Source organism: Streptomyces sp. NPDC005266 (assembly GCF_040607655.1).
In the GTDB taxonomy this organism is placed as follows: Bacteria; Actinomycetota; Actinomycetes; order Streptomycetales; family Streptomycetaceae; genus Streptomyces.
Map to the genome: position 1 here is coordinate 181,057 of NZ_JBEXHC010000008.1, position 24,032 is coordinate 205,088.

Sequence of the window (24,032 nt, forward strand, 5' to 3'; positions counted from 1 at the left end):
GCTGATATGGCGCGTGAGCAGCGGGCTCGGGTCGTTCATGGGTACAGCGTGCCGGGGCGTCCGGCCGGGTGGTGGCCCGCGGTGCTGATATGGCGCGTGAGCAGCGGGCTCGGGTCGTTCATGGGTACAGCGTGCCGGGGCGTCCGGCCGGGTGGTGGCCCGCGGTGCTGATATGGCGCGAAGTTTTCAACAAAGTGTTGACGGTCGCCCGGGCAGGCTCCTAGCTTGCGGGGGTGACTTCCAGCGCTCCGCCGGGCCTGACCCGGTTCAACGCAGCGGACGAGCAGGACGTGGCCCGGCTGCTGCACGAGGTGTGCGCCAGCCGGGCCTGGGGTGCCGTGATGGCCGCCGGGCGGCCGTACGGCAGGGCCGGCGAGCTGCTCGACGCCGCTGACGCGGCCATGGCCGGGCTGACCGCCGACGATCTCGCCGAGGCGACGGCCGGGCACCCGCCCATCGGCCGGCCGGCACCGGGCGACGCCACCTCGGCCCGGGAGCAGAGCGGGGTGCGGGACGAGCTGCGCGAGGAGCTGCTGGAGCTGAACCTCGCCTACCAGCAGCGCCACGGCCATGTCTTTCTGATCTGCGCCACCGGCCGGACAGGCGAGGAGATGCTCGCCGCTCTCCGGGAACGGATCGAGAACGACGCGGAGACCGAGCGCGAGATCGTCCGCACCGAATTGGGGAAGATCAACCGCATCCGGCTGTCCCGGCTGATCGATCCCCCGGCGGAAGGAGAGCGGTGATGGCGTCCGCCACCTCCGTGTCCACCCACATCCTCGACACCAGTCTCGGCCGGCCGGCGGCGGGAGTGGGCGTCGAGCTGTCCGTCCGTCCGGGGCACGACACCCCGTGGGCCGCTCACGCCGGCTCCGTCACCGACGCCGACGGCCGCTGCATGGATCTGCCCGCCCTCCCCGAGTCCACCACCGAGGTACGGCTGCGCTTCGAGACCGGGCCGTACCTCTCCGGTGCGAAGGGCCGGCCCCCCGCCTTCTTCCCCGAGGTCTCCGTCGTCTTCGCCGTCGAGCCGGGTGAGCACTACCACGTGCCGCTGCTCCTCACCCCGTTCGGCTACTCCGTCTACCGAGGGAGCTAGCACCGATGCCCAAGCTCGCCCAGAACCAGTACGGCAAAGCGGAAACCCGCGTCGTGCGGATGGTGCGCGACGGCGCCGTCCACCACATCAAGGACCTCAACGTCTCGGTGGCACTGTCGGGCGACCTGGACGACGTCCACCTCTCCGGCAGCAACGCCAACGTCCTGCCGACCGACACCACCAAGAACACCGTGTACGCCTTCGCCAAGGAGCACGGCATCGAGTCGGCCGAGCAGTTCGGCATCCACCTCGCCCGCCACTTCGTCACCAGCCAGGAGCCGATCCACGCGGCCCGCATCCGCATCGAGGAGTACGCCTGGGAGCGGATCGAGACGCCCGGGGCGGCCCGGCACTCCTTCGTCCGCGCGGGCCAGGAGGTCCGTACCGCGCAGATCTCCTACGACGGTGAGCGATGGGAGGTGCTCGCCGGGCTCAAGGACCTCACCGTCATGAACTCGACGGACTCCGAGTTCTGGGGGTACGTCAAGGACAAGTACACCACCCTCAAGGAGGCGCGCGACCGCATCCTCGCCACGGACGTGCACGCCCGCTGGCGCTACGGCTGGAGCGGCGACGCGCAGCCGATGCCCGACTGGGACCACGGCTACGCGGAGGCGCGCGGCCATCTGCTGAGCGCCTTCGCCGAGACGTACTCGCTCTCGCTCCAGCAGACGCTGTACCAGATGGGGGCGCGGGTGATCGAGCGCCGGCCCGAGATCGACGAGATACGGCTCTCGCTGCCCAACAAACACCACTTCCTGGTCGATCTGGCGCCCTTCGGGCTCACCAACGACAACGAGGTGTACTTCGCCGCCGACCGGCCATACGGGCTCATCGAGGCCACCGTCGTGCGGGACGGCGCCGAGGCCGCGATCCCCACCGACTGAAGGGCCCCGCCCCGTGAACCGCATCGTCATCGAGAACTGCGCCGTCGCGACCGTGGACGCACACGACACCGCATACGCCTCCGGGCATGTCGTCGTCGCGGGCAACCGCATCGAGTCGGTGGGCTCGGGGCGCGCCCCCGAGGACCTGGAGGATGTCGTACGCCGGGTCGACGGCACCGGGCATCTGGTCACCCCGGGCCTGGTCAACACCCATCACCACTTCTACCAGTGGCTCACCCGCGGCCTCGCCCAGGACTGCAACCTCTTCGACTGGCTGGTCGCGCTCTACCCCGTCTGGGCCCGGATCGATGAGCGGATGGTCCACGCTGCGGCGCGCGGCTCGCTCGCGATGATGGTCCGCGGCGGTGTCACCACCGCCATGGACCACCACTACGTGTTCCCGCGCGGCGCCGGGGATCTGCTCGGCGCCGAGATCCGGGCGGCGCACGAGATGGGCGTGCGGTTCACCGCTGCCCGCGGCTCCATGGACCTCGGCGCCTCGGACGGCGGGCTGCCGCCGGACTTCGCCGTCGAGACCACCGAGGACGCGCTGGCCGCCACCGAGCAGGCCATCGACACCCACCACGACGGCTCCTTCGACGCGATGCTCCAGATCGCGGTCGCGCCCTGCTCGCCCTTCTCCGTCTCCACCGAACTGCTCCGCGAAGCCGCCGCGCTGGCCCGCCGCAAGGGTGTCCGGCTGCATACGCACGGCTCGGAGACGGTCGAGGAGGAGAAGTTCTGCCATGAGCGGTTCGGGATCGGGCCGACGGACTACTTCGAGTCGACCGGCTGGCTGGGCGAGGACGTCTGGATGGCCCACTGCGTCCATATGAACGACGCCGACATCCGGGCGTTCGCACGGACCGGGACGGGCGTGGCCCACTGCCCGTCGTCCAACGCCCGGCTCGCGGCCGGGATCGCCCGGGTCCCGGACATGCTCGCCGAGGGCCTACCGGTGGGCCTCGGAGTGGACGGCACCGCCTCGAACGAATCCGGTGAGCTCCACACCGAGCTGCGCAACGCACTGCTGATCAACCGGCTCGGCCCCCACCGCGAAAAGGCACTGACCACCCGTCAGGCACTGCGCCTGGCCACCTATGGCGGCGCCCACGTGCTCGGCAGGCAGGACCAGATCGGATCCCTGGAGGCGGGCAAACTCGCCGATCTGGTGCTCTGGAAGCTGGACGGCCTCGGCCACTCGTCCATCGAGGACCCGGTCGCGGCCCTCGTCCTCGGCGCCGCGGCCCCCGTGACCCTGTCGCTGGTGGGCGGCCGCCCGGTGGTGGAGTCGGGGCGGCTGCTGACCGCCGACGAGGACGAGATCGCGCGGGACGCGCGCAGCGAGGCACGGCGCCTCGCCCGTATCGCGGCGCAGAGCTGACCCACGCCGGCCCATGGACTCCGGCCGGGAGGGACGGCTTTTGGCCGGACGCGGGCCCGGGCCCGCGTCCGGACCCGTGGCGGCGGCCGCACCCGGGGGCGATGGCTGAAGGATCCATGTCCTCGGGTGCGGCTTCCCTGTCGCCGCACCGCTCGGTGCGGCGTTGCGCCGTAGCGCGGGGAGGGCCCCGGACCGTCCGCAGACGGTCTGGGGCCCTGTGGTCTGGGGCCCTGTGGTCTGGGGTTCTCTGGTCCGGGGTCCTCTGGTGCGGGGTTCTCTGGTCCGGGGTCCTCTAGCCCGGGGCTCTCCGGTCTGGGGTTCTCTGGTCCGGGGTCCTGTGGCCCGGGGTCCTCCGGCCCGGGGTCCTGTGGCCCGGGGCTCTCCGGTCCGGGGCCTTCCGGCCCGGGCCGCGCCCGGCTCAGTCCAGCAGCTCGTACGCGGGCAGTGTCAGGAACTCGGTGTAGTCCTCGTCGAGCGCCACCCGCAGCAGCAGATCGTGGGCCTCGCGCCACTTGCCCGCGGCGAAGGCGTCCGCGCCGACTTCCTCGCGGATCGCCGCCAGCTCCTCGGCGGCCACCTTGCGCACCAGATCGGCGGTGGCCTTCTCGCCGGTCTCGAACACGACCCCCGCGTTGATCCACTGCCAGATCTGGGAGCGGGAGATCTCGGCGGTGGCGGCGTCCTCCATGAGGTTGAAGATGGCGACGGCGCCCAGCCCGCGCAGCCACGCCTCGATATAGCGGATGCCGACCTGGACGGCGTTGCGCAGCCCCTCGTACGTCGGCTTGGCCTCCAGCGAGGCGATGTCGATCAGCTCGGCCGCCGTGACCCGGACGTCCTCGCGCAGCCGGTCCTTCTGGTGCGGCCGGTCACCGAGGACGGCGTCGAAAGAGGCGCGGGCGACCGGGACCAGATCGGGGTGGGCGACCCAGGAGCCGTCGAAGCCGTCGCCGGCCTCACGGTCCTTGTCCGCCTTGACCTTGTCGAAGGCGACGGCGTTGATCTCGGGGTCGCGCCGGGAGGGGATGAAGGCCGCCATGCCGCCGATCGCGTGCGCGCCGCGCTTGTGGCAGGTGCGGACCAGCAGTTCGGTATAGGCGCGCATGAACGGGGCGGTCATCGTGACCGCGTTGCGGTCGGGGAGGACGAAACCGGGGCCGCCGTCGCGGAAGTTCTTGACGATGGAGAAGAGGTAGTCCCAGCGGCCCGCGTTCAGCCCGGAGGCGTGGTCGCGCAGCTCGTAGAGGATCTCGTCCATCTCGTACGCCGCCGTGATCGTCTCGATGAGGACGGTGGCGCGGATCGTTCCCTGCGGAATGGAGAGATGGTCCTGGGCGAAGACGAAGACGTCGTTCCAGAGGCGGGCCTCCAGATGCGACTCGGTCTTCGGGAGGTAGAAGTACGGGCCCTTGCCCATCGCGATCAGACGCCGGGCGTTGTGGAAGAGATAGAGCCCGAAGTCGACCAGGGCGCCCGGGACGGGACGGCCCTCGGCGTCCCGCAGATGGCGTTCGTCGAGGTGCCAGCCGCGCGGCCGGGTGACGACGGTGGCCAGCTCCTCGGCGGGGCGCAGTGCGTAGGTCTTGCCCTCGGGGGAGGTGAAGTCGATGCGGCGCTCGTAGGCGTCGGTGAGGTTCAGCTGCCCGCCGATCACGTTCTCCCAGGTGGGCGCCGAGGCGTCCTCGAAGTCCGCGAGCCAGACCCTGGCGCCCGAGTTGAGGGCGTTGATGGTCATCTTCCGGTCGGTGGGGCCGGTGATCTCCACGCGGCGGTCCTCGAGGGCGGGCGGGGCCGGGGCCACACGCCAGTCGCCGTCCTCACGGATGTGGGCCGTCTCCGGGAGGAAGTCCAGGGTGCCGGCGCGGGCGATCCCGGCGCGGCGCTCGGCGCGGCGGGCGAGCAGCTCGTCGCGGCGCGGGGTGAAGCGGTGGTGCAGCTCGGCCAGGAAGGCCAGGGCCGCGTCGGTCAGCACCTCTCCCTGACGCTCCAGCGGCTCGGCATCGACGATGGCCAGCGGGGACGGCGCTGCTGCGGACATGGGCTGTCACTCCTTAGCGGCCTGCGGTGGCCTGCCATAGCGGCCTTCTTCTGACCTGTGGATACTAATTTCCTCATGGTGGAAGCTCAATTGTTTGTTGCACCGGGCTCTCCGTGGCTCACCCTCCCTGAGGCTCACTCCAGCCGTGTCAAGTCCTCCGGGTTGTCAATGTCGTCCATCCGGGCGATGTCCGAGCAGTCGATGAGGGTGATCGCCGACTGATGCGCCCTCAAGTAGGCGCGTGCCCCCCGGTCGCCCACGGCACTTTCCGCGACATCGGGCCACCGCTCGGCGCCGAACAGCACCGGATGCCCGCGCTCCGCGCCGTACACCGCGGCCGCCAGGCTCGTCGGCGAGCGATAGGCCGCCCGCACCCGCGCCACCGCCTCGGCGCCGATCCCCGGCTGGTCCACCAGCGCGACCAGCGCCGCCCGCGCCCCCGTCCCGGTCAGCGAGTCCAGCCCGGCGCGCAGCGAGGACCCCATGCCCTGCTCCCAGTCGGGGTTGTCGACCAGTACGCACCCGGGCAGGCGGGCCCGCGACCGTACGGCCTCAGCGGCGGCGCCCAGCACGATGTGCACCGGCGCGCAGCCGCCCTCCCGCAGCGCCCGCGCCGCGTGCTCCACCAGCGGCCGTCCCCGGTACGTCAGCAGGGCCTTCGGCCGCCCGCCCAGCCGCCGTCCACCACCAGCCGCCAACAGCACTCCGGCGACCTGCGCGTTGTCACATGTCGTGCGATCCATGGGCCCTGCTTACCGCACCGGGGCGCGCCGTGGGCGCTTCCTCCCAGCCGGTCTGATTTTCGCTCTCCGTATGGCGCGTCATGCACAGAGTGGCGTTAACTGATCCGCAGCCCCTTGTGCCCGAATCGGCGCATGGCGGCCGTGCGGCAGAGAGGGCAGGCTCGTGCGACTAGTGCGGGAGGGGGAGAAGGGCAGTGTTGTCCAACGACGGAACGAGGCTCTGGGACGCTCCCGGCGCCTCGTCAGTGGAGGGCGCCGCAGTCGTGGAACCCAGGCGAGTGGCGGGCATTGATGAAGACCCACGAGCGGTCGAACTGCGCCTGGCCGTGGCCCGGCTGAGGCGCGATCTGGCCGCGCATCCGGTCGAATTACCCGACCGGGCGATCGCGGACGACGAGCTGGCGGCCCTGGACGCCATGGCCCGCACCGGTGCCCCCGAGCTCCATCGCCTCCGCCGCTCCCTCCTGCTCATCGCGGGCGCCCTGGGTTCGGTCAGCGCCCTGGGCCCGGCCCTGGCGGGCGTTCGGGCGGCGATCGACGTCTTCGGCAGCGTGCCGCAGTCGTGGGCGAGGGACTGAGTCAAGCTTCCCGGGCGCCCACCGCCCGGCCCGGGCCGGGCGGTGAGCGCCTCGCGCCAGGTACGGCGTGCTGTCCGATCTGCGGCACGCTGTGCCGCGTGCCGGGGTGCCGGGATGCCCGGGGTGCCGGGATGCCCGGGGTGCCGGGATGCCCGGGGTGCCGGGATGCCCGGGGTGCCGCCAGGAAGGAGCACCCCTTGCGGCGTTCCGGTGTACGGCCTCCGCCCGCCGGGGGCGTACACCGGCGGGGTGCGGCCTGATGAGGGTGAGGCGTGAGGCGGACGGGCGGCCGCGCCCGCACCGTACGACCCGCGCCGCGAACGTCAGGCGGAGGCGGTGTTGGCCAGGGCGCCCGAGAGGTCGGTCGCGACCTGCTTGAGGATCGGCACGATGTCCTCCGTGGCCTCGTCCGTCACCCGGCCCGCCGGGCCGGAGATCGAGATGGCCGCCGCCGTGGGGGAGTCGGGCACCGGCACGGCGAGGCAGCGGACGCCCATCTCCTGCTCGTTGTCGTCCACCGCGTAGCCCAGCTCGCGCACCCGCCGCAGGGCGTCCAGGAACTCGTCCGGCGAGGTGATCGTCCTCTTGGTCGCGGCAGGCATGCCCGTCCGGGAGAGGAGGGCGCGTACCTCTTCCGGGGGCGCGGTGGCCAGCAGGGCCTTGCCGACGCCCGTCGAGTGCGGCAGCACCCGCCGGCCGACCTCGGTGAACATCCGCATCGAGTGGCGCGAGGGCACCTGCGCCACATAGACCACCTCATCGCCGTCGAGCAGCGCCATGTTCGCGGTCTCGCCGGTCTCCTCCACCAGCCGCGCCAGATACGGCCGCGCCCAGGTGCCCAGCAGCCGCGACGAACTCTCGCCGAGCCGGATCAGCCGGGGGCCGAGGGCGTACCGCCGGTTGGGCTGCTGGCGTACGTAGCCGCAGGCCACCAGCGTGCGCATCAGCCGGTGGATGGTGGGCAGCGGCAGTCCGCTGCTGCCGGAGAGCTCGCTCAGCCCGACCTCGCCCCCGGCGTCGGCCATCCGCTCCAGCAGATCGAAGGCGCGCTCAAGGGACTGGACGCCCCCGGAGCCGGCGGCGGCGGACTTGGGCTCGGCGGACGGCACGTCGGCGTTTCCTTTCACAGCGGGCGGCGCCGGCCCGCGCGCGGTGACGACTCGCGGCCGGCCGGCCACGGGCAGCCTACCGGTCCGCGGCGGCCTCCACAGGGGCTTCGGAAGGCTGTTGGCGCCGGTCACAGCCGGTTTGCCGGTCCGGCACCATCGGTCGATCGGTCGGTGGGCCCGCCGGCCGGTCGTCGGCCGGTCGTCGGCCGGTCCGGCATGCGGAGCTCCCCTGGGTGGGGTCTTGACCGGGCCGACGGCGGACGGAAAAATTCAACGGAATGTTGATTCCGGGACGCGAAAGCGGAGGTGGGTGCCCGGTGCCCGACGCCGACGTGGAGCTGGTGCTGCGCTCGAGGAGGGTGGTCACCCCCGACGGCATGCGCGCGGCCTCCGTGTCCGTGGCCGGGGGCCGCATCGCGGCCGTCGAGCCGTACGACGCCGAAGTCCCCGCCGCGGCCCGGGTCGAGGACCTCGGGGACGACGCCCTCCTCCCCGGCCTCGTCGACACCCACGTGCATGTCAACGACCCCGGCCGCACCGAGTGGGAGGGCTTCGCCTCCGCCACCCGCGCGGCCGCGGCCGGCGGCGTCACCACCCTCGTCGACATGCCGCTCAACAGCATCCCGCCGACCACCACGGTCGAGGCGCTGGAGACCAAGCGGGCCGTCGCCCGGCGGTCGGCCCATGTCGACGTCGGCTTCTGGGGCGGGGCCGTCCCCGGCAACGCGGCCGGTCTGAAGCCCCTGCACGATGCCGGCGTCCTCGGCTTCAAATGCTTTCTGCTTCCCTCCGGGGTGGAGGAGTTCCCTCAGCTTTCTCCCGCCGAGCTGGAGACCGCCCTGGCGGAGATCGCCGGCTTCGGCGGACTGCTCATCGTCCACGCCGAGGACCCGCACCTCATCGACGGCGCCCCGCCGCCCACCGGCCCGCGCTACGCCGACTTCCTCGCCTCGCGCCCGAGCGAGGCCGAAAACCGCGCCATCGCCGGGCTCATCGCCCTCGCCGGGCGGCTCGACGCCCGCGTCCACGTCCTCCACCTCTCCTCAGCCGAAGCGCTTCCGCTGATCGCCGACGCCCGGCGCGAGGGCGTCCGGATCACCGTCGAGAGCTGTCCGCATTTCCTGACCCTCACGGCCGAGGAAGTCCCCGACGGCGCCACCGAGTTCAAGTGCTGCCCGCCCATACGGGAGGCGGCCAACCAGGACGCGCTGTGGCAGGGCCTGGCCGCGGGGCTGATCGACTGTGTCGTCTCCGACCACTCGCCCTGCACCGCCGACCTCAAGGTCGACGACTTCGGACGGGCCTGGGGCGGCATCTCATCGCTCCAACTGGGCCTGCCCACCGTATGGTCGGCGGCCCGCCGGCGCGGCCACACCCTCCGGGACGTCGCCCGCTGGATGTCCACCGCCCCCGCCGCACTGGTCGGCCTCGACCACAAGGGCGCCATCGAGGCCGGCCGCGACGCCGACTTCGCGGTCCTCGCCCCCGAGGAGACCTTCACCGTCGACCCCACCGCCCTCCACCACCGCAACCAGGTCACCGCCTACGCGGGCAGGACGCTGCACGGCGTCGTACGGTCCACCTGGCTGCGCGGCCGGAAGATCGCCGATCACGGCGCGCCGACCGAACCCACCGGCCGACTCCTGGAAAGGCAGCCCCGCGCATGACCGCGCCGATCCCCCGCTTCACCGGAGACGCCGACCCGTACGGCGGCGGAGACCCGTACGCCGACTACCGCACAGCGGAATTTTCCTTCAGCCATCTGACAGACCTGGCCGATCGGCGGCTCGGGGCAAGCGTCATCGCGGCCAACGACGAGTTCTTCGCCGACCGGGAGAACCTGCTGCGGCACCAGGCGCCGCACTTCGATCCCGAGACCTTCGGCCACAAGGGCAAGGTCATGGACGGCTGGGAGACCAGGCGCCGCCGCGGGGCCTCGGCCGAGGCCCCGCACCCCACGGAGGAGGACCACGACTGGGCCCTGATCCGCCTCGGCGTGCCGGGAGTCATCCACGGCATCGTCGTGGACACCGCCCACTTCCGTGGCAACTACCCGCAGGCGGTGAGCGTCGAGGCGACGTCGGTGGAGGGCGCCCCGTCTCCGGAGGAGCTGCTGGCCGACGACGTGGAGTGGACGGAACTCGTCCCCCGCACCCCGGTGGGCGGCCACGCGGCCAACGGCTTCGCGATCGCGGTGGAGCGCCGGTTCACCCACCTCCGGCTGAAGCAGCACCCCGACGGCGGCATCGCCCGCCTCCGCGTCCATGGCGAGGTCGCCCCCGATCCCCGCTGGCTCACCGCGCTCTCCACCTTCGACCTGGTCGCCCTGGAGAACGGCGGCGCGGCCGAAGACGCCTCCGACCGCTTCTACTCCCCGCCCGCCAACTCCCTCCGGCCCGGCCGCTCCCACAAGATGGACGAGGGCTGGGAAACCCGCCGCCGCCGCGACAAGGGCCATGACTGGGTCCGCTACCGCCTCACCGCCCAGGCGTCCATCCGCGCCGTGGAGATCGACACCGGCTGCTACAAGGGCAACGCGGCCGGCTGGGCGGCGCTGTACGGGATCGACGCGGCCTCGGGCGCATCGGGCGCGGACCCCTCCGACCACACGGCCCCCGGCTGGACCGAACTCCTTCCCCGCACCCGCCTCCAGCCCGACACGATCCACCGCTTCCTGCTGGACGAGGCCGCACCGGTCACTCACGTTCGGATCGACATCCACCCGGACGGCGGCATCGCCCGGTTGCGGCTGCACGGGACGCTGACGGAGGAGGGTGCCAAGCTACTGGCCGCGCGCCACGCGGAGTTGAACGGCGCCTAAGCGGTTACGGCGAAGTCAAGTGCTGATCCTTCTCGGCGTCCAAGCCCTCGGCCAGGCCGAACGGCGAGGGATCAGCGGCGAGTTTCACCGCCTCCGCTGAGCGGGTCTCCCTCGCCTGGGAGAGTGCGAGGCTGGCGCGGCGGGCGGCCGCGATGATGTCCTCGGCGTCGGCGTCGGTTCCCTGCGCCGAGAGGAGCGCCGCTCCGGCGGTGTCGAAGGTCATGCGCAGCAGAAGGCGCTCCTGCGCGCTCGCGTCCTCCCCGACGAGGAGGTCGATGACGCGCTCGAAGGCGCTGCGGATGTCCTGTCCGCTGTCCGTCAGCCGCCGCATGATCGGCTGGTTGGCATGCGCGAGCCGCATGGCCTGAAGGCGCTCGGGCGTGGTGCTCTCCACCCACCGCAGCGCCGCCCGCCGCGGCAGATCGGGCGTCCTGGGCTGCGCGGTGATCCACTCGATGAGTTCGTCCAGCTCCTGGCGGCGCTCGATGACGAGGCTCGCCACGATCTCTTCCTTGTTGCGGAAGTGGTAGTAGAGCGACGACTTCGTGAGGCCGAGCGCCTCCGAGATGTCCCGGGTCGAGGTCGCCTCAAAGCCCTTCTCGGTGAAGAGCCTCAGCGCCACGCGCAGGATCTCGGCGCGTGTCTCAAGGCCGCTGCGTCGCTCATGTCCCGTGGCCGTGGGCATAGCGGTTCCTTTCGTCACCGCCACCCTACTTGCTTACCGACCGCCCGTTCAGCTACGGATGGCGCCAACCTCGCCATGTTCGGCGCCGCCGAACACCGGCAGCACCAGCAGGCGGCCGCCGCATACAACGGTCTGCGATGAGTCCGGTCGTCGGGCGGAGTCATCACTTCACGGAGACCATGTGTAAGGAGCGAGGACCGAAAGGAGTCCGCCATGCCGACACAGGCGCAGACGCAGGAACCGCAGACCGATCTGGACCCGCGCTACAGCTCCCCCGACGCCACCGCCACGCCCTGGGCCGAGGCCCTGTCCAGCCTGGAGAAGGCCGAGATCTCCTGGCTGTCGACGGTACGTCCGGACGGCCGCCCCCATGTCACGCCGCTGATGTCGGTGTGGAGGGACGGGGCGCTGCACTTCGCCACCGGCGAACAGGAGCGCAAGGCACTCAACCTCGCCGCCAACCCACACGTCGTCCTCACCACCGGCACCAACGCCGACGAGGGCTGCGACCTGGTGGTCGAGGGCGAGGCGGTCCAGGTCACCGACGAGAACAGGCTGGCCCAGCTGGCGGCGGCGTGGGAGGCGAAGTACGGCCCGCGCTGGCACTTCGAGGTGCGGGCCGAGGCCTTCGACTCCAAGGACCACGGGGGCCGCGCCCTGGTCTTCGAGGTGGCACCCCGCACCGTCTTCGGGTTCAGCAGGGGCGAAGGCTTCAGCCAGACCCGTTGGCGCTTCGCCCGCTGAGACCGGCCCGCGCGGTGGCCGAAGCGTGTCCGGGACGGGCGAGCAGGTGCCGGATCACTGAGCCTCCCGCCCTTTGTCCGGCGAAGGACTTCGGGCGGGCGTCTCCGAGGAGGGCCGCTGTGCGGCGACGACCTCGTGCACGTTGGCGAGGAAGCGCCGCACGCCGCCACGCCCCTCCAGGGCGTGGGCTGGAACGTCGGCCGGAGGTGGCGACCGGTCTCAGCGCCGTCTGGCAGGGGTGTGGAACTGCCGCCCGACGCCGGACGGCGTGTGGTATCGCTATCGGTAGGCTCTGCCGCCATGGTTGATCCGGCCCCGTGGCCCTCTCGCCCGCTTCGCGTTGCCGCTGCCCAGGCCTGTCCCGCACCGGGCGACGTCATCGTCAACGCCACCACCGCAGCCGCGATGGTGCGTCAGGCCGCCGCACAGGCGTGCGTACGCGTGGTCGTCTTCCCGGAGAAATTCCTCACCGGGTACGAGCCCGAACTCATCCGCGCGGACCCAGTGCGCTGTGCCGTCCAAGCGGGAGGCGATGCCCGGCTGAGCCCTCTCATGGCGGCGTGCAGGGACACGGGCACCGTGGCCATCGTGGGCGCCGCCGTGCACGAGGTCGGCAAGCTGTACGTCTCTGCCGTGGTGATCGACTCCGACGGCACATGGGCAGCCCGCTACGACAAGCAGATGCTGTTCCGCGCCGAGCGCGACCTTTACAGGCCGGGACGCACCGGGGGCTCGGTGGAGGTCGACGGATGGCGGCTGGGCCTGGGCATCTGCTACGACTCCGGCTTCCCCGGACACGCCCGCGCCGCAGCGCTCGACGGCTGCCACGCCTACCTGGTAGGCGGCCTCTTCAGCGTGGGCAACGGCTATCACGAGTCCCGGATGTGGTTCCCGGCTCGCGCCTTCGACAACACCATCTACACGGTGCTGGCCAACCATGTTGGCACCACCGGCGGCTGGAACACCTGTGGCAGCAGCGCCATCTGGGACCCCACCGGCCGCCTCGCCGCCGAAGCCGGCTCCACCGAACAGGAACTGGTCGTCGCCGAGCTGGACCCCGAGCGGCTGCGGTGCGCCCGTGAAGTCCATACGGTGCTCACCGATTTCCGCGACCCCGCCACCGAGCCCCGAGACACCACCCGTTGCTCCCCGCTTGGGAGCCAGGCACTCACGGGCATCCGCCAGGAGTTCGATGAGCATGGGTCGCAGTCGGGTCACGGGGACGCCGCCCCGAGACACCACCCGTTGCTCCCCGCCCAGGAGCCAGGCACTCACGCGCATCCGCCAGGAGTTCGATGAGCATGGGTCGCAGTCGGGTCACGGGGACGCCCCACCCCGTAGGCTTCTGCCAGTGATCGATACCGTCGTCCTCGACGTAGGCGAGACCCTCATCCGCGACGATCGCGGATGGGCGGCATGGGCCGACTGGCTCGGCGTCCCCCGGCACACACTGTCCGCCCTCGCCGGTGCGGTGGTCGCCCGGGGCAGGGACAACGCCGACGCCATCCGCCTGATCCGGCCGGGAATCGACATCGCTGCCGAGCGTGCGGCGATGGACGCCGCCGGGCGGGGTGAATTCCTGGATGAGTCGGATCTGTACGAGGACGTACGGCCAGCTCTCGCAGCCCTTCGCGGCGCCGGGGCACGGGTGATCGTCGCGGGCAATCAGACGCGGCGTACAGGGGAATTGTTGCGTGGCCTGGACCTGCCTGTGGACGCCATCGCCACGTCCGGGGAGTGGGGCGTGGCAAAGCCCGACCCCCGGTTCTTCGAGCGCGTCATCCAGGTCGCCGGCACACCGCCGCAGCGGACGCTGTATGTCGGTGACCACCCCGCCAATGACACCGCCCCCGCCGCGGCGGCCGGGCTTCTCACGGCCCATCTGCGCCGTGGCCCGTACGGATACCTGTGGGCTTCCGCCCCGGAAGCGGCCGGCGCCGACTGGCGCGTCGACTCGCTTTCCGAGCTCGTGGACATCGTTTGCCGTCACCTTGCGTAGTCGCGTTGGTACTCTTCGGGCACCCCGAACGGAGTCGGTGTGCCACGAGAACCAAAGCGCGATCTGGGCAAACGCATCGCCTATCACCGTCGCGTCGCCCGCATGACCCAGCAGGAGCTCGCCGATGCGGCCAACATCCACGTCGGCACTCTGCGCAAGATCGAGCGAGGTGCGCGCGGAGCGAGTGAGAACGTCCTGGAAGCCGTCGGGGCGGCTCTTGGGGTCGATCCCTCCCGGCTTCTCGGCAACCGTGATTGGGCCGCATCCCGCGTCCACGACGCCATGCCCGGACTTTCCGCGGCCATCGCTGCCTACGACATCCCTGGCGACGGGCCTGTGCGCTCCTTGCCCGAGCTACGTTCCTCGGTGTCCGACGCGGTGAGCTGGCGCCTCGCGGCTCAGTACGTGCGGATCGCCCGACGGCTGCCCGAGTTGATCGCCGAATTGTCGCGTGCGGTCCACACCGCGCCGACGGCCGAGCGAGCGGAGGCGGCTCAGCTGCTGATTTCGGCTTATCGAGCCGCCGACGCCGTGGCGTACAAGTACGGCGCGCTGGATCTGTCCGCTCGCCTCGTCGACCTTATGCGCTGGGCAGAGCCGCAGGCCGAGAACCCTCTCGTGGCCGCGACCGTGGCGTATGTGCGGGCAGAGACGTTCTTCGCCGCCCACGCGTACGGTCCAGGCTTACGGGCCTTGGAAGCCGCGATGGACGCCATGCCCGCTCCCCTCGACGTGGCGGCCGTAGCCTCACGAGGGGCCTTGCACATGAGGGCCGCTGTCATGGCGGGGCGGGCGAGTGATGCCGATGCCGCCAGCCTCCATCTGCGCGAGGCCCATCGCTTCGCGGACGCGGTGTCCGAAGGCGTGTACCAGGGCACCGCGTTCGGGCCCGACAGCCTCCGCGTCCATGAAGTGTCGGTCGCTGTGAGCCTCGGTGATGCTCATGTACACCGTGCGCTTGAGTTTGCCCGTGCGTGGGCGCCGCCCTTGACTCTTCCCGCCGAGCGCAGATCAGGGTTCTACATCGAGCTTGCCCGGGCGCAACTGTGGTCCGGGCTGCCGGATGCTGCCTTCGAGTCGCTCAAGGTGGCTCGCAGGATCGCTCCGCAACACACCCGTGAGCACGCTTGGGTGCGCGAGGACGCCGCGACGCTGCGGAGGCTCAAGCGTGCCGATGCCGAAACGCTGACGCACTTCGCCGAGTGGTGTCATGCCGCCGATGGGTGAGCCCGACTGACCCTCGCCGGGTCACTTGTGGTTCGTGTGCTGGACCAGGATCGCCCCGTCCACACAAGCAGGCCCATGATCGAGGCGAAGCGGAATGAGTGCTAACCCCCCCCTACAGCAGTGGTGTCCACCGAGCGGAGGCGGCCTCGCGCTCGTGCCCGCAGGCCGATGGTGGGACGCCGTGAAGGCGTCCGAGTCCGTCGGGGAGCATGCGCTGAAGCTGCTCGGCCCTCACTCAGGCGCGGTCATCCAAGACAGGCACGGGCCCATGTACTGGCTGGTGCGGCCGGGCGCCGCCGAGGGGTGGAACCTGCGACAGGTGCGGGTACTCGGCCCCTCCACTGCCACGACGACCTATCTCGGTGTGCCGCCCGTGCGTCGAACGACGCGGCCGGGCACGCACTGGCGCATTCCCATCGGCCCTGGCCGCTACCTCACCGATGGGGCGCTGCTGCGCGGGGCGCTCGTGCTGGCCGCGATTGCCGCGCTGGGCGAGGAGGACACGCGGTGACGTCCCGGGTCTGCCTCCGCTGCCAGTTGCCGACCCGTGAGCCGGTGATCGTCGCGGTGGGGCACGGAGCCAGCGCCGGCGGCCACACCGCGTACGCGTGTCCCCGCTGCGCCCCCAGCTTCCCGAAGCAACATGACCCGCTCGCCGAGATCGCGGCCTTGCGCCGCGCTCGTAACCGGGGGCGTACGACATGATGGCCCCCGGCTCCGGCCGCGACACAAACGACGGCGACACTGACGAGGCATGGCGCGTGGCTCTCGGCCATATCGCGGGGTGCCCACGCTGCCGGGAGCCCGCCGGGGGCTGCGAGACCGGCCGGGCGCTGCTGCGCGCCTACCGCCGGGCGCAGCGCGACAGCACACGCGGACGGACGGGCAGCGTCGGCTGACCGGTCACGACACCGGCTCGGGCAGCCCGATCGGGTTGGGGAAGCGGAGGGCCGTGGCGCAGGCCTTTGCCAGGGGGGTGAGCAGGCGGGCCAGTTGGTCGGCCTCAGTGGGGGCCAGTGCCCGCCACGGCCGCTCCGCGGCTCGGTCCGTCGCCTCCTCCACCGTGCGCAGCACCTCGCGTCCGGCGTCCGTCGCGGAGCCGGACGGGTCCAGCCAGCCGCGCTCGGTCAGGCGATGCTCGGCCGCTTCCCACTCCTGGTCGGTCCAGCCGCGGTAGGGCTGGAGTTCGGTGCGGGGGAGGTCGGTGGCGGCGCGGAGGGCGAGGGCCTCGCAGCCGTCGAGACCGGCGGAGACGAGGGCGGCGACGTGGCCGTCGCCGCGGTGTTCGCGCAGGAGGGTGGTGGCGTGCCACAGCCGTTCCACGGGCTTGTCGGGGAAGTCCAGCGAGGCGTTCGCGGCGGTCAGGACGCGCCCGGAGCCGTCCAGGCCGGCGGCCCGGGGGACCAGGGCCTCGGCGGCGCGTTCCACTTCGCTCTCGTATCCGGCGAGCAGACGCCGTAGCGCCTTCCCGGCGCCCGCGCGGCGGAGCTCCAGGGCGCGTTCGGGGGCGGTCAGGGCCCAGGCGTCGGGCAGGGCGCGGGCGACCATGGCGGGGGCGAAGCTGAAGAAGGCGGCCACGACGGGCTCCGGCCCGACGGGGCCGAGAGGCGCGGCGCGGCCGGTGAAGTAGCCGCGCCAGAAGCCGCGCAGGCCCGCGTCCTCGTACGCCGCGTGGGCCTCCGGCGCGAAGTAGGTGACCGCGTGGATGGGTTCGAACAGGGCCCACATCCTGCGGGCCGTCGCCGAGTGGCTGTCCTCCGCCGAGGCGCTGTCCTCCATCGTCGTGCTCCTTTCCCATGAGGTGTTCACAGGCCGTGCTCCCGGCGTACGTATTCCCAGCCGAGCTTGATCAGTGAGGCGATCGTCGCACTGATGGCCGCGCCGAGTCCCTTCTTCGCGTAGATCCGGCCCGCTGCCCATCGCCTGTGCCGGCCCTTGTGGGTCGTGTCCACTGCTGTGCCTCCTCGGTGTGGTGTCAGTGAGAAGACGCGGCCCGAGAGGGCATTCCGTCAGCGTTGAGGGTGCATAGCTGAGGAAGAATAAGACGGGGCCCGGCCTCGGAACCTCCCCGTCCCGAAGCCGGACCCCAATTCCCCCCGACACTTGCGATGCTGGACCCCGTGTTCACAGCATCCGCAAGTGTTGCATCACACCTCGATCGTCCCCGCCCCCCGTTTAGGGACGATCGAGTCGAGCAACGGGACAACGCTGGGCCGTTCTCCCGGGTGGTGCTGTTCGGGATGAAGTTCCTCGACGACTGCGACCGCTACCGGGTCGCCGGCCTCCGCTGCGTGGCGCCACCACACGTAGGCCGCTTCTTCATCGTCCAGAAGCTCCACGATTTCCGCGATTCGTCGGAGTCGGTTTCCATCCTTTCCGCCGATGTTCCGGCTGATTTCTCGGAGCTCGTCCAGAAGTTCCTCCCGGGACTCCTGGACGACGCGAACCTCGGATTCGGCCTGCCCGGGGCCGACCGCACCGCGGTCGGCCCTTGGGACAGAAGCCAGTGGAGAGGGGAATCCCAGCTCCGGGAACACCCGGGCGAGAAATTCCTCCGTGTCGGGCCGAACCGAATCCGGGGAAGGGTGTTGGGACGCCAGGGCGAGACGCTCAGGGAGGTCCATCCCGGCCTCCTTTCTCTCCCCATGCCCGTTCGGCTTTCGAGAGGGCATCCAGAGCCCCCTTGTCGTATCGGCGGGCGGTCGATTCCGAGATGCCCATGACGGCGGCGATCTCGGGGAACGACTTGCCCTGCTGGTACCGCAGTTCAATGACGGAACGCCAGGTGGGCTCCAGCATCTCCAACATGGGCGGTAAACTCAGCTTCCACTCGATGTCGGAGTACAGGTCCTGGGTTTCCGGCACCAGCTCGCCGGAGCCGTATTTCTTGAGACGCTCACGTTCTGCTGTCTCGCTGCGCTCCGTGGAGCGCCACGCATTGATCACGCAGCGCTGCGCGTATCCAGGCGTATTCTTGACCTTTTCGCGAAATTCCGCGTCTTCCCATTTCTTCCAGAAGCGCTCCAGAACGATTTGCACGGCGTCGTCCGCTGCCTGGTGGTCACGAGCGTGCCTGCGCGCGGTCAGACGGAGCGGCTCGGTGTGCTCGCACAGCCATGCCTTGAAGTCCTCCCGTACGTCGAACCCTCCGCTCATGTGTCCCTCCCGGTGACACGCGCGACGCCGGCAGCGTGCGTTGTCGTCGGGGCGGCGGACTGATGGCCCGGCAACCGGGAACCGACGGTGTGGCGCGGCGTCGGGCGGCTGTCGGAGGTGAACTCACGGGCGGTGATGAGGGCGGCGAGGACCTGGCTGGCCCTGCTCTCCGCCCGGGGGCGCGCCGCGAGGTCGCGCGGGAAGGCGTCGTCGACTGCGGTCATCGACGGCTCCCCCTCTCGGTGTATCGATCGCCTCGGACCCCGGTCCCAGTGGGGCCGAGTCCGATGGCCGCCGAAGAAGAACGGCCGACCATCCTGTAGACGCAGCCGAGCGGGAGAATGCGTCATCGGGCCCGGAATTTTCTTCACCCACCGCCGGTAGAGCCGTGTGCGCAGGCCCGAATCCTGCCGGGGCACCGCAGAGCAGCCCCCTAAATAGCCCTCTCATCAGGCAGTACGCCAGATCGGAGGGTTTGCTGCTGTGGGCAGCGGTGTCCCACCGGAAGCACCCTTCATGCGTCGCGGGACATACGCGGGATCGCACTGGCCTGTCCGCATGCGGAGCCCCCTCGCCCGGGCGGCGCGGAGCGCCGTGCTGAACCACAAGCCGCCGTGACGTTGCCCGGTGTGCGGTCCTCTTCGTGGGGAGAGGGGCAGCGTCGTCCCACCACGGGGCGGAGGCCCCGTCCACTGCGGACAGCGGCGCCTCGCCAAGCGACGGATACGGTGTGCGGAGGCGGAACCAGCCACCGAAGGTGTGTCCCGGGCGATCCCGGGCGACCGCGAGGCTTCCAGCACACACGAGTGATGCGCAGGCGCCCTCCGGAGGCGTGTGCCACCAGCCGGAACCGAACGGTTCGGGTCGATCGTTGACCCGGATGTCCGATTACGGCCAGCTTGAGGAGACCGGCAGTGACCCTGCAGCAAGAGATCGTCGGCAACGCCATGCAGATGGCTGTCTGCAGCCTGAAGCCGAACCAGACCGTCTACTGCGAGGCCGGGAAGTTCCTGTTCAAAACGGCGAACGTGACGATGGAGACCCGGCTGTCCGGGCCGAGCTCTCAGGGTCAGCCCGCAGGGGGTGGCGGGGGCGGCGGCAACGGCGGCATGGGGGGCATGCTGCGGCAGGCGATGGGGACCGCGATGCAGGTGGGGCAGCGGGCACTGGCGGGGGAGTCGCTGGCGTTTCAGTACTTCACCTCGACCGGCGGTGAGGGGACCGTCGGGTTCGCGGGGGTGCTGCCGGGGGAGATGCGGGCGCTGGAGCTGGACGGGACGCGGGCCTGGTTCGCGGAGAAGGACGCCTTTGTGGCGGCCGAGTCGACCGTGGAGTTCGGTATCGCGTTCCAGGGCGGGAAGACGGGGCGCAGCGGCGGTGAGGGGTTCATCCTGGAGAAGTTCACCGGGACCGGCACGGTGATCATCTGTGGTGCGGGCAATTTCATCGACCTCGATCCGGCCGATTTCGGGGGCCGGATCGAGGTCGACACGGGCTGCATCGTGGCCTTCGAGGAAGGCATTCAGTACGGGGTGCAGCGCATCGGTGGGCTCAACCGCCAGGGGCTGATGAACGCGGTCTTCGGCGGCGAGGGGCTGTCGCTGGCCACGCTGGAGGGCAACGGCCGGGTGATTCTGCAGTCGCTCACCATCGAGGGCCTGGCGAACGCCCTCAAAAAGGCGCAGGGCGGCGACAAGCAGGGGCCGACGGGCGGGCTGTTCTCCACCAACGCGGGGTGAGACGACGCGAGGGCGCGCGCCGCTACTTCGCGCCGCCCAGGTAGAAGAGCAGGAAGAGGAACGCGGCGATGAAGTGGACGCCCACGAGATAGATGAAGACCCGGACGGTCAGGGACATCGGTGCCCTGTCCTCCTCGTTCATCACCTTCGGGGCCGGGGTGTCGGTGGTGGAGCCGTCGTGGTGGTCGTGGGTGCGATCGTTCACGGGGTAACAGGCCTTCCTCCGCTGGCGGTGTCGCCGAGGCACAGCTCGGCCGCGCCGCTCTGCAGCAGCGTGTGGACGAAGAGCACATCCGCGCCGCCGGGGGAGGCGGCGGCGATGCGGTGTGGGGTGAGGGAGTCGAAGTGCGCGGCGTCGCCGGCGTCGAGTACGTGGACGGCGTCGCCGAGGGTCAGCCGCAGCTGCCCCCGGAGGACGTACAGCCACTCCTCGCCCGGGTGGACCCGTACCAGCTCGTCCTGCCGGCCGGACCGCTCCGGCACATGCAGCCGCAGCGCCTGCATGGCCCGGCCCGAGCCGCCGGCCTGCCAGTACGTCCAGCCGCCCGCCTCGGACGCGTCCATGCGGTCGGCCCGGATGATCGGGTCCCGCTCGGGCGTTGCCTCGCCGAGCAGGTCGGATACCGTGGTTCCATAGGTGCGGGCCAGGGTCAGCAGCATCGGAAGCGAGGGCTGGCGGCGGCCCGTCTCCAGCCGGGACAGATGGGCGGGCGAGAGGCCGGCGCGCTGGGCGGCGGCTTCGAGCGTCAGTCCGCTGCGTCGACGCAGGTCACGCAGGCGGGGGGCGACGGTGGGCAGCTCGGCGGGCGCGCCGCCGGCCGCTTCGTCGGTGGGTCCGTCCGCAGTCCCGTGGGGGATCGGATTCATATCTCCGGTATAGCCAGGTTATGCCCCAGAGGCAAAACTTTTGCCTAGCAGGCAAAGGTTACGGCTCCGTTACCCCTTGTGGCGATTCGCGCAGGTCTTGTGAACTCCCGTGGAACGAAAGGCACTTGGCATTGACATGCCATGGTCTACGCGCGTCATGCTATGCGCATGAAAATCCCCCCACGGATCGCCCGCATCGGTGCCCTCGGCGCCCTCGCCTCGGCGCTGATCGTCGGTGGTACGGCCGCCACGGCCACCGCCACCGCGTCGCCCACGCCCCGGACCGTCGCATCGGCCCGGGTCATCGCCGCCGTCGGCGACATCTGCTACTCCGACCTGCCGTCCCAGGCCCATGACACCCTGAACCTGATCGACAAGGGCGGGCCCTTCCCGTACCCGCAGGACGGCACCGTCTTCCAGAACCGCGAGGGCGTCCTTCCGTCCCAGTCCTCCGGCTACTACCACGAGTACACCGTCATCACGCCGGGCTCCGACGACCGCGGCGCCCGCCGCGTCGTCACCGGTGAGAAGACGGACGAGGACTACTACACCGCGGACCACTACGCGACGTTCGACCTGGTGGACCACGGCTGCTGATCCGGCCGCCATCCACGAGGACCGCCACCCACGAGGACCGCCATCCACGAGGATCGCCACCCCCCGCACCGCGCGGCCGCTGCCCTGAGCCAGGGCAGCGGCCGCAGCACATGGCCGGGGTGGCCGGTCGCGGCACATGGCGGGGGTAGCCGGTCGCGGCACATGGTGGGGGTAGCCGGTCGGGGCACATGGCCGGGGTGGCCGGTCGCGGCACATGGGCGGGGTAGCCGGCCGCAGCACATGGTGGGGGCAGCCGGTCGCGGCGCGGTGCCGGTGATCTTCCGCCGACGTACCGTGGGCCTGTGAGCACCCGCGCCGCCGAACCCCTCGCCGAACCCCTCACCCCAGCTCCGGACGACGGGCTGGACGGCCGCCGGGCCCTGGTCACCGGCGGCACCCAGGGCTCTGGCGCGGCCACCGCGGACCGGCTGGCACAGGCCGGCGCCACCGTGCTGGTGACCGCCCGCCGCCGCCCCGACGGCCTCGATCCGCAGCGGTTCATCGCGGCCGACCTCGCCACCGCCGAGGGGGCCGCCACCGTCGTCGCCGAGACGCTCGACCGGCTGGGCGGAGTCGACATCCTGGTCAACAATCTCGGCGGCTCGGACGCGCCGGCCGGCGGGTACGCGGTCCTGGGGGAGGAGGAGTGGGCCAAGGAGCTCAACATCAACCTCCTGGCCGCCGTCCGGCTGGACCGCGGGCTGCTGCCCGGGATGATCGAGGCCGGGAAGGGCGCGATCGTGCACGTGACCTCGATCCAGCGCCGGATGCCGCTGTGGAACGGCACGCTCGCCTACGCCGCCGCCAAGGCCGCGCTGACCACCTACAGCAAGGGCCTGGCCAATGAGGTCGCCCCGTACGGGGTACGGGTCAACGCCGTCTCCCCGGGCTTTGTCCGGACCGCCGCCGCGGAGGCCCTCGTCGACCGGATCGCCGAAGGGGCGGGGATCGCCCCCGAAGCGGCCCTGGAGCGGCTGATGGACTCCCTGGGCGGCATTCCGCTCGGCCGTCCCAACGAGCCGCGGGAGGTCGCCGAGTTGGTCGCCTTCCTCGTCTCCGACCGCGCGTCCGCCGTCGTCGGCGCCGAGTACGTCATCGACGGGGGCACCACTCCCACCGTCTGACGCACCGTACGTTCGACCGTACGTTCACGGCGCGGTCATGGAATCACCATGACTTCCCCCGGGTGTCGCCTTGACGTCGCTCATAACGATCTCGGAACCCCGGGCGGCCCCATGTCGCTCCTTCCCGATAACGTTTCGGTAGAAGCGGACGTGCGGGGAGGCACCGGTGGCGAACGGTCCGGAAGCGGTCACGTGCGGCGAGGCGATGCTGCTCCTGCTCGCCGAGCCCGGGGTTCCGCTGGACCGGGCCGTGCACTTCCGCCGCTCCGTGGCGGGGGCCGAGTCCAATGTGGCCGTGGGGCTCGCCCGGCTCGGCCATGGGGTGCGCTGGCTCGGCCGGGTCGGTGCCGACCCGGCGGGCGAGGCGGTGCTGCGCGAGCTGCGCGCCGACTGTGTGGATGTCGCGCACGCCATCGTGGACGACCACGCCCCCACCGGACTGATGATGCGCGACAGCCATCCGCACCGCGCCATCGATGTGCAGTACTACCGGATGGGATCGGCCGCCTCCCGGCTCACCCCCGAGCAGATACGCCCCGAGGCTCTCGAAGGCGCCCGGCTGCTGCACCTGTCGGGGATCACGCCGATGCTGTCGCCGACCGCGGCCGCCGCGAGCCGGCGCCTGGTGGAGCTGGCCCGGGAGGCGGGGGCGCGGGTGTCCTTCGATCCGAACGTACGGAGCAAGCTGGGCGGCGCGGCCCAGTGGGCCCAGACCGCCGGGCCGTTGCTGCGCGAGGCCGATATCGTCCTCGCGGGGGAGGACGAGTTGGAGCTGCTGACCGCCCAGCCGGCCGACGAGGCTGCCCGGGAGCTGCTGCACGGCGCGGGCTCCGAGGTGGTGATCAAGCGCGCCGACCACTCCTCGTCGGTCCTCACCGTGGACGGCCGCTGGGACCAGTCGCCCCATGCGGTGCCGGTCGTCGACCCGGTCGGCGCCGGTGACGGCTTCGCGGCGGGCTATCTGTCGGCCCGGCTGCGAGGTTTGCACGAGCATCAGGCGCTCGCCGAGGCCGCCTGCGTCGCCGCGCTCGTCGTCCAGGCCGCCACCGATACGGACGGGCTGCCCACCGCCGCCGCGCGGGACCGGGCGCTCACGGAGCTGACCGAGGGCGGCGGCGCGGTCCACCGCTGAGCCGGGTTTCCGCAGCTCACGCACATGGGCAGAGCGCGCGGACAGCACGGGCAGAGCACGCGGACAGCACGAGCAGAGCACGCGGATAGACGCAGAGACGCAA

Annotated in this window: 27 protein-coding genes; 16 read left to right on the plus strand and 11 right to left on the minus strand. The window is 71.3% G+C overall.

Going from position 1 to position 24,032, the window contains the following annotated elements; all coding sequences use genetic code 11:
• Nucleotides 1-233 precede the first annotated feature (233 nt).
• The 4 genes from uraD to ABZU99_RS18045 are packed head-to-tail and all read left to right on the plus strand — an operon-like array spanning nt 234 to nt 3,370.
• The gene (gene uraD, locus ABZU99_RS18030) at nt 234-746 is read left to right on the plus strand and encodes a 2-oxo-4-hydroxy-4-carboxy-5-ureidoimidazoline decarboxylase (protein ID WP_355953131.1); all 513 of its coding nucleotides are present in this window, start codon (nt 234-236) and stop codon (nt 744-746) included.
• Complete coding sequence (gene uraH / locus ABZU99_RS18035; protein WP_355953133.1) at nt 746-1,099, plus strand: hydroxyisourate hydrolase; 354 nt, start codon at nt 746-748, stop codon at nt 1,097-1,099. The genes uraD and uraH overlap by 1 nt, the downstream gene beginning before the upstream one ends.
• A 5-nt stretch (nt 1,100-1,104) precedes the next feature.
• Entirely contained in the window at nt 1,105-1,986 is an 882-nt protein-coding gene (pucL, locus tag ABZU99_RS18040) for a factor-independent urate hydroxylase (protein WP_355953136.1), read from the plus strand.
• Between the two features lie 13 nt (nt 1,987-1,999).
• Nucleotides 2,000-3,370, plus strand: a complete 1,371-nt coding sequence (locus ABZU99_RS18045) for an 8-oxoguanine deaminase (RefSeq protein ID WP_356044784.1) — start codon at nt 2,000-2,002, stop codon at nt 3,368-3,370.
• A gap of 418 nt (nt 3,371-3,788) precedes the next feature.
• On the opposite strand, the gene aceB is transcribed toward ABZU99_RS18045, so the two are convergent.
• Both aceB and ABZU99_RS18055 read right to left on the minus strand, forming a co-directional pair.
• Nucleotides 3,789-5,408 carry a malate synthase A gene (gene aceB / locus ABZU99_RS18050; RefSeq protein ID WP_356044782.1) on the minus strand — a complete coding sequence of 540 codons (1,620 nt, stop codon included), beginning with the start codon at nt 5,406-5,408 and terminating at the stop codon, nt 3,789-3,791.
• 134 nt (nt 5,409-5,542) lie between these two features.
• Nucleotides 5,543-6,151 carry a nucleotidyltransferase family protein gene (locus ABZU99_RS18055; RefSeq protein WP_356044779.1) on the minus strand — a complete coding sequence of 203 codons (609 nt, stop codon included), beginning with the start codon at nt 6,149-6,151 and terminating at the stop codon, nt 5,543-5,545.
• Between the two features lie 263 nt (nt 6,152-6,414).
• Between ABZU99_RS18055 and ABZU99_RS18060 the strand changes: the two genes are divergently transcribed.
• Complete coding sequence (locus ABZU99_RS18060; RefSeq protein ID WP_355953146.1) at nt 6,415-6,729, plus strand: DUF5955 family protein; 315 nt, start codon at nt 6,415-6,417, stop codon at nt 6,727-6,729.
• A 323-nt stretch (nt 6,730-7,052) separates the two neighbouring features.
• On the opposite strand, the gene ABZU99_RS18065 is transcribed toward ABZU99_RS18060, so the two are convergent.
• Nucleotides 7,053-7,838 (minus strand): IclR family transcriptional regulator, encoded by a 786-nt coding sequence (locus ABZU99_RS18065; protein ID WP_355953148.1) that lies wholly within the window; start codon nt 7,836-7,838, stop codon nt 7,053-7,055.
• Nucleotides 7,839-8,155: 317 nt separating this feature from the next.
• On the opposite strand from ABZU99_RS18065, the gene allB reads away from it, so the two are divergent.
• Both allB and alc read left to right on the plus strand, forming a co-directional pair.
• Nucleotides 8,156-9,505, plus strand: coding sequence for an allantoinase AllB (gene allB, locus ABZU99_RS18070; RefSeq protein WP_356044775.1), 1,350 nt, complete (start codon nt 8,156-8,158; stop codon nt 9,503-9,505).
• A complete protein-coding gene (gene alc / locus ABZU99_RS18075; RefSeq protein WP_355953154.1) occupies nt 9,502-10,659 on the plus strand; it encodes an allantoicase in 1,158 nt (385 codons plus the stop codon). Before allB ends, alc begins: the two co-directional genes overlap by 4 nt.
• A 4-nt stretch (nt 10,660-10,663) precedes the next feature.
• Here the strand turns inward: alc and ABZU99_RS18080 are convergent, their stop codons facing one another.
• Nucleotides 10,664-11,344, minus strand: a complete 681-nt coding sequence (locus ABZU99_RS18080; RefSeq protein ID WP_355953156.1) for a helix-turn-helix domain-containing protein — start codon at nt 11,342-11,344, stop codon at nt 10,664-10,666.
• Between the two features lie 213 nt (nt 11,345-11,557).
• On the opposite strand from ABZU99_RS18080, the gene ABZU99_RS18085 reads away from it, so the two are divergent.
• From ABZU99_RS18085 to ABZU99_RS18105, 5 genes are all read left to right on the plus strand, one after another.
• A complete protein-coding gene (locus ABZU99_RS18085) occupies nt 11,558-12,088 on the plus strand; it encodes a pyridoxamine 5'-phosphate oxidase family protein (protein ID WP_356044771.1) in 531 nt (176 codons plus the stop codon).
• 300 nt (nt 12,089-12,388) lie between these two features.
• Nucleotides 12,389-13,387, plus strand: coding sequence for a carbon-nitrogen hydrolase family protein (locus tag ABZU99_RS18090; protein WP_356044768.1), 999 nt, complete (start codon nt 12,389-12,391; stop codon nt 13,385-13,387).
• 52 nt (nt 13,388-13,439) lie between these two features.
• Complete coding sequence (locus ABZU99_RS18095) at nt 13,440-14,087, plus strand: HAD family hydrolase (protein ID WP_356044766.1); 648 nt, start codon at nt 13,440-13,442, stop codon at nt 14,085-14,087.
• Nucleotides 14,088-14,126: 39 nt separating this feature from the next.
• Complete coding sequence (locus ABZU99_RS18100; RefSeq protein ID WP_356044764.1) at nt 14,127-15,314, plus strand: helix-turn-helix transcriptional regulator; 1,188 nt, start codon at nt 14,127-14,129, stop codon at nt 15,312-15,314.
• Nucleotides 15,315-15,468: 154 nt separating this feature from the next.
• Nucleotides 15,469-15,825 (plus strand): hypothetical protein, encoded by a 357-nt coding sequence (locus ABZU99_RS18105; protein WP_356044761.1) that lies wholly within the window; start codon nt 15,469-15,471, stop codon nt 15,823-15,825.
• A 392-nt stretch (nt 15,826-16,217) separates the two neighbouring features.
• Here the strand turns inward: ABZU99_RS18105 and ABZU99_RS18110 are convergent, their stop codons facing one another.
• From ABZU99_RS18110 to ABZU99_RS18130, 5 genes are all read right to left on the minus strand, one after another.
• Complete coding sequence (locus ABZU99_RS18110; protein ID WP_356044756.1) at nt 16,218-17,093, minus strand: hypothetical protein; 876 nt, start codon at nt 17,091-17,093, stop codon at nt 16,218-16,220.
• A 26-nt stretch (nt 17,094-17,119) separates the two neighbouring features.
• On the minus strand, nt 17,120-17,266 hold the full coding sequence (locus ABZU99_RS18115; RefSeq protein ID WP_355953178.1) for a hypothetical protein: 147 nt from the start codon (nt 17,264-17,266) through the stop codon (nt 17,120-17,122).
• 195 nt (nt 17,267-17,461) lie between these two features.
• Nucleotides 17,462-17,938 carry a hypothetical protein gene (locus tag ABZU99_RS18120; protein ID WP_355953181.1) on the minus strand — a complete coding sequence of 159 codons (477 nt, stop codon included), beginning with the start codon at nt 17,936-17,938 and terminating at the stop codon, nt 17,462-17,464.
• Entirely contained in the window at nt 17,925-18,470 is a 546-nt protein-coding gene (locus ABZU99_RS18125) for a sigma-70 family RNA polymerase sigma factor (protein WP_355953183.1), read from the minus strand. Before ABZU99_RS18125 ends, ABZU99_RS18120 begins: the two co-directional genes overlap by 14 nt.
• Nucleotides 18,467-18,694 carry a hypothetical protein gene (locus ABZU99_RS18130; RefSeq protein WP_356044752.1) on the minus strand — a complete coding sequence of 76 codons (228 nt, stop codon included), beginning with the start codon at nt 18,692-18,694 and terminating at the stop codon, nt 18,467-18,469. The genes ABZU99_RS18125 and ABZU99_RS18130 overlap by 4 nt, the downstream gene beginning before the upstream one ends.
• 690 nt (nt 18,695-19,384) lie before the next feature.
• On the opposite strand from ABZU99_RS18130, the gene ABZU99_RS18135 reads away from it, so the two are divergent.
• On the plus strand, nt 19,385-20,209 hold the full coding sequence (locus tag ABZU99_RS18135; protein WP_355953189.1) for an AIM24 family protein: 825 nt from the start codon (nt 19,385-19,387) through the stop codon (nt 20,207-20,209).
• A 22-nt stretch (nt 20,210-20,231) separates the two neighbouring features.
• On the opposite strand, the gene ABZU99_RS18140 is transcribed toward ABZU99_RS18135, so the two are convergent.
• Both ABZU99_RS18140 and ABZU99_RS18145 read right to left on the minus strand, forming a co-directional pair.
• Nucleotides 20,232-20,414 carry a DUF6126 family protein gene (locus ABZU99_RS18140; RefSeq protein ID WP_355953192.1) on the minus strand — a complete coding sequence of 61 codons (183 nt, stop codon included), beginning with the start codon at nt 20,412-20,414 and terminating at the stop codon, nt 20,232-20,234.
• Nucleotides 20,411-21,076, minus strand: a complete 666-nt coding sequence (locus ABZU99_RS18145) for an XRE family transcriptional regulator (RefSeq protein WP_355953195.1) — start codon at nt 21,074-21,076, stop codon at nt 20,411-20,413. The genes ABZU99_RS18140 and ABZU99_RS18145 overlap by 4 nt, the downstream gene beginning before the upstream one ends.
• Before the next feature lie 168 nt (nt 21,077-21,244).
• Between ABZU99_RS18145 and ABZU99_RS18150 the strand changes: the two genes are divergently transcribed.
• The 3 genes from ABZU99_RS18150 to ABZU99_RS18160 all read left to right on the plus strand — a co-directional run bounded on the left by ABZU99_RS18150 (nt 21,245) and on the right by ABZU99_RS18160 (nt 23,929).
• The gene (locus ABZU99_RS18150) at nt 21,245-21,673 is read left to right on the plus strand and encodes a ribonuclease (RefSeq protein ID WP_356044747.1); all 429 of its coding nucleotides are present in this window, start codon (nt 21,245-21,247) and stop codon (nt 21,671-21,673) included.
• 302 nt (nt 21,674-21,975) lie between these two features.
• Nucleotides 21,976-22,797 carry an SDR family oxidoreductase gene (locus tag ABZU99_RS18155; RefSeq protein WP_356044745.1) on the plus strand — a complete coding sequence of 274 codons (822 nt, stop codon included), beginning with the start codon at nt 21,976-21,978 and terminating at the stop codon, nt 22,795-22,797.
• Between the two features lie 166 nt (nt 22,798-22,963).
• Nucleotides 22,964-23,929, plus strand: a complete 966-nt coding sequence (locus ABZU99_RS18160; protein ID WP_356044743.1) for a sugar kinase — start codon at nt 22,964-22,966, stop codon at nt 23,927-23,929.
• The last annotated feature ends 103 nt before the right edge of the window (nt 23,930-24,032 follow it).

Coding starts and splice junctions, on each gene's coding strand:
- alc (WP_355953154.1), top strand. CDS start 9,502: ATGACCGCGCCGATCCCCCGCTTCACCGGAGACGCCGACCCGTACGGC.
- ABZU99_RS18055 (WP_356044779.1), bottom strand. CDS start 6,151: ATGGATCGCACGACATGTGACAACGCGCAGGTCGCCGGAGTGCTGTTG.
- ABZU99_RS18125 (WP_355953183.1), bottom strand. CDS start 18,470: ATGAGCGGAGGGTTCGACGTACGGGAGGACTTCAAGGCATGGCTGTGC.
- aceB (WP_356044782.1), bottom strand. CDS start 5,408: ATGTCCGCAGCAGCGCCGTCCCCGCTGGCCATCGTCGATGCCGAGCCG.
- ABZU99_RS18080 (WP_355953156.1), bottom strand. CDS start 11,344: ATGCCCACGGCCACGGGACATGAGCGACGCAGCGGCCTTGAGACACGC.
- pucL (WP_355953136.1), top strand. CDS start 1,105: ATGCCCAAGCTCGCCCAGAACCAGTACGGCAAAGCGGAAACCCGCGTC.
- ABZU99_RS18090 (WP_356044768.1), top strand. CDS start 12,389: ATGGTTGATCCGGCCCCGTGGCCCTCTCGCCCGCTTCGCGTTGCCGCT.
- ABZU99_RS18130 (WP_356044752.1), bottom strand. CDS start 18,694: ATGACCGCAGTCGACGACGCCTTCCCGCGCGACCTCGCGGCGCGCCCC.
- ABZU99_RS18110 (WP_356044756.1), bottom strand. CDS start 17,093: ATGGAGGACAGCGCCTCGGCGGAGGACAGCCACTCGGCGACGGCCCGC.
- ABZU99_RS18145 (WP_355953195.1), bottom strand. CDS start 21,076: ATGAATCCGATCCCCCACGGGACTGCGGACGGACCCACCGACGAAGCG.
- uraH (WP_355953133.1), top strand. CDS start 746: ATGGCGTCCGCCACCTCCGTGTCCACCCACATCCTCGACACCAGTCTC.
- ABZU99_RS18120 (WP_355953181.1), bottom strand. CDS start 17,938: ATGGACCTCCCTGAGCGTCTCGCCCTGGCGTCCCAACACCCTTCCCCG.
- ABZU99_RS18085 (WP_356044771.1), top strand. CDS start 11,558: ATGCCGACACAGGCGCAGACGCAGGAACCGCAGACCGATCTGGACCCG.
- ABZU99_RS18150 (WP_356044747.1), top strand. CDS start 21,245: ATGAAAATCCCCCCACGGATCGCCCGCATCGGTGCCCTCGGCGCCCTC.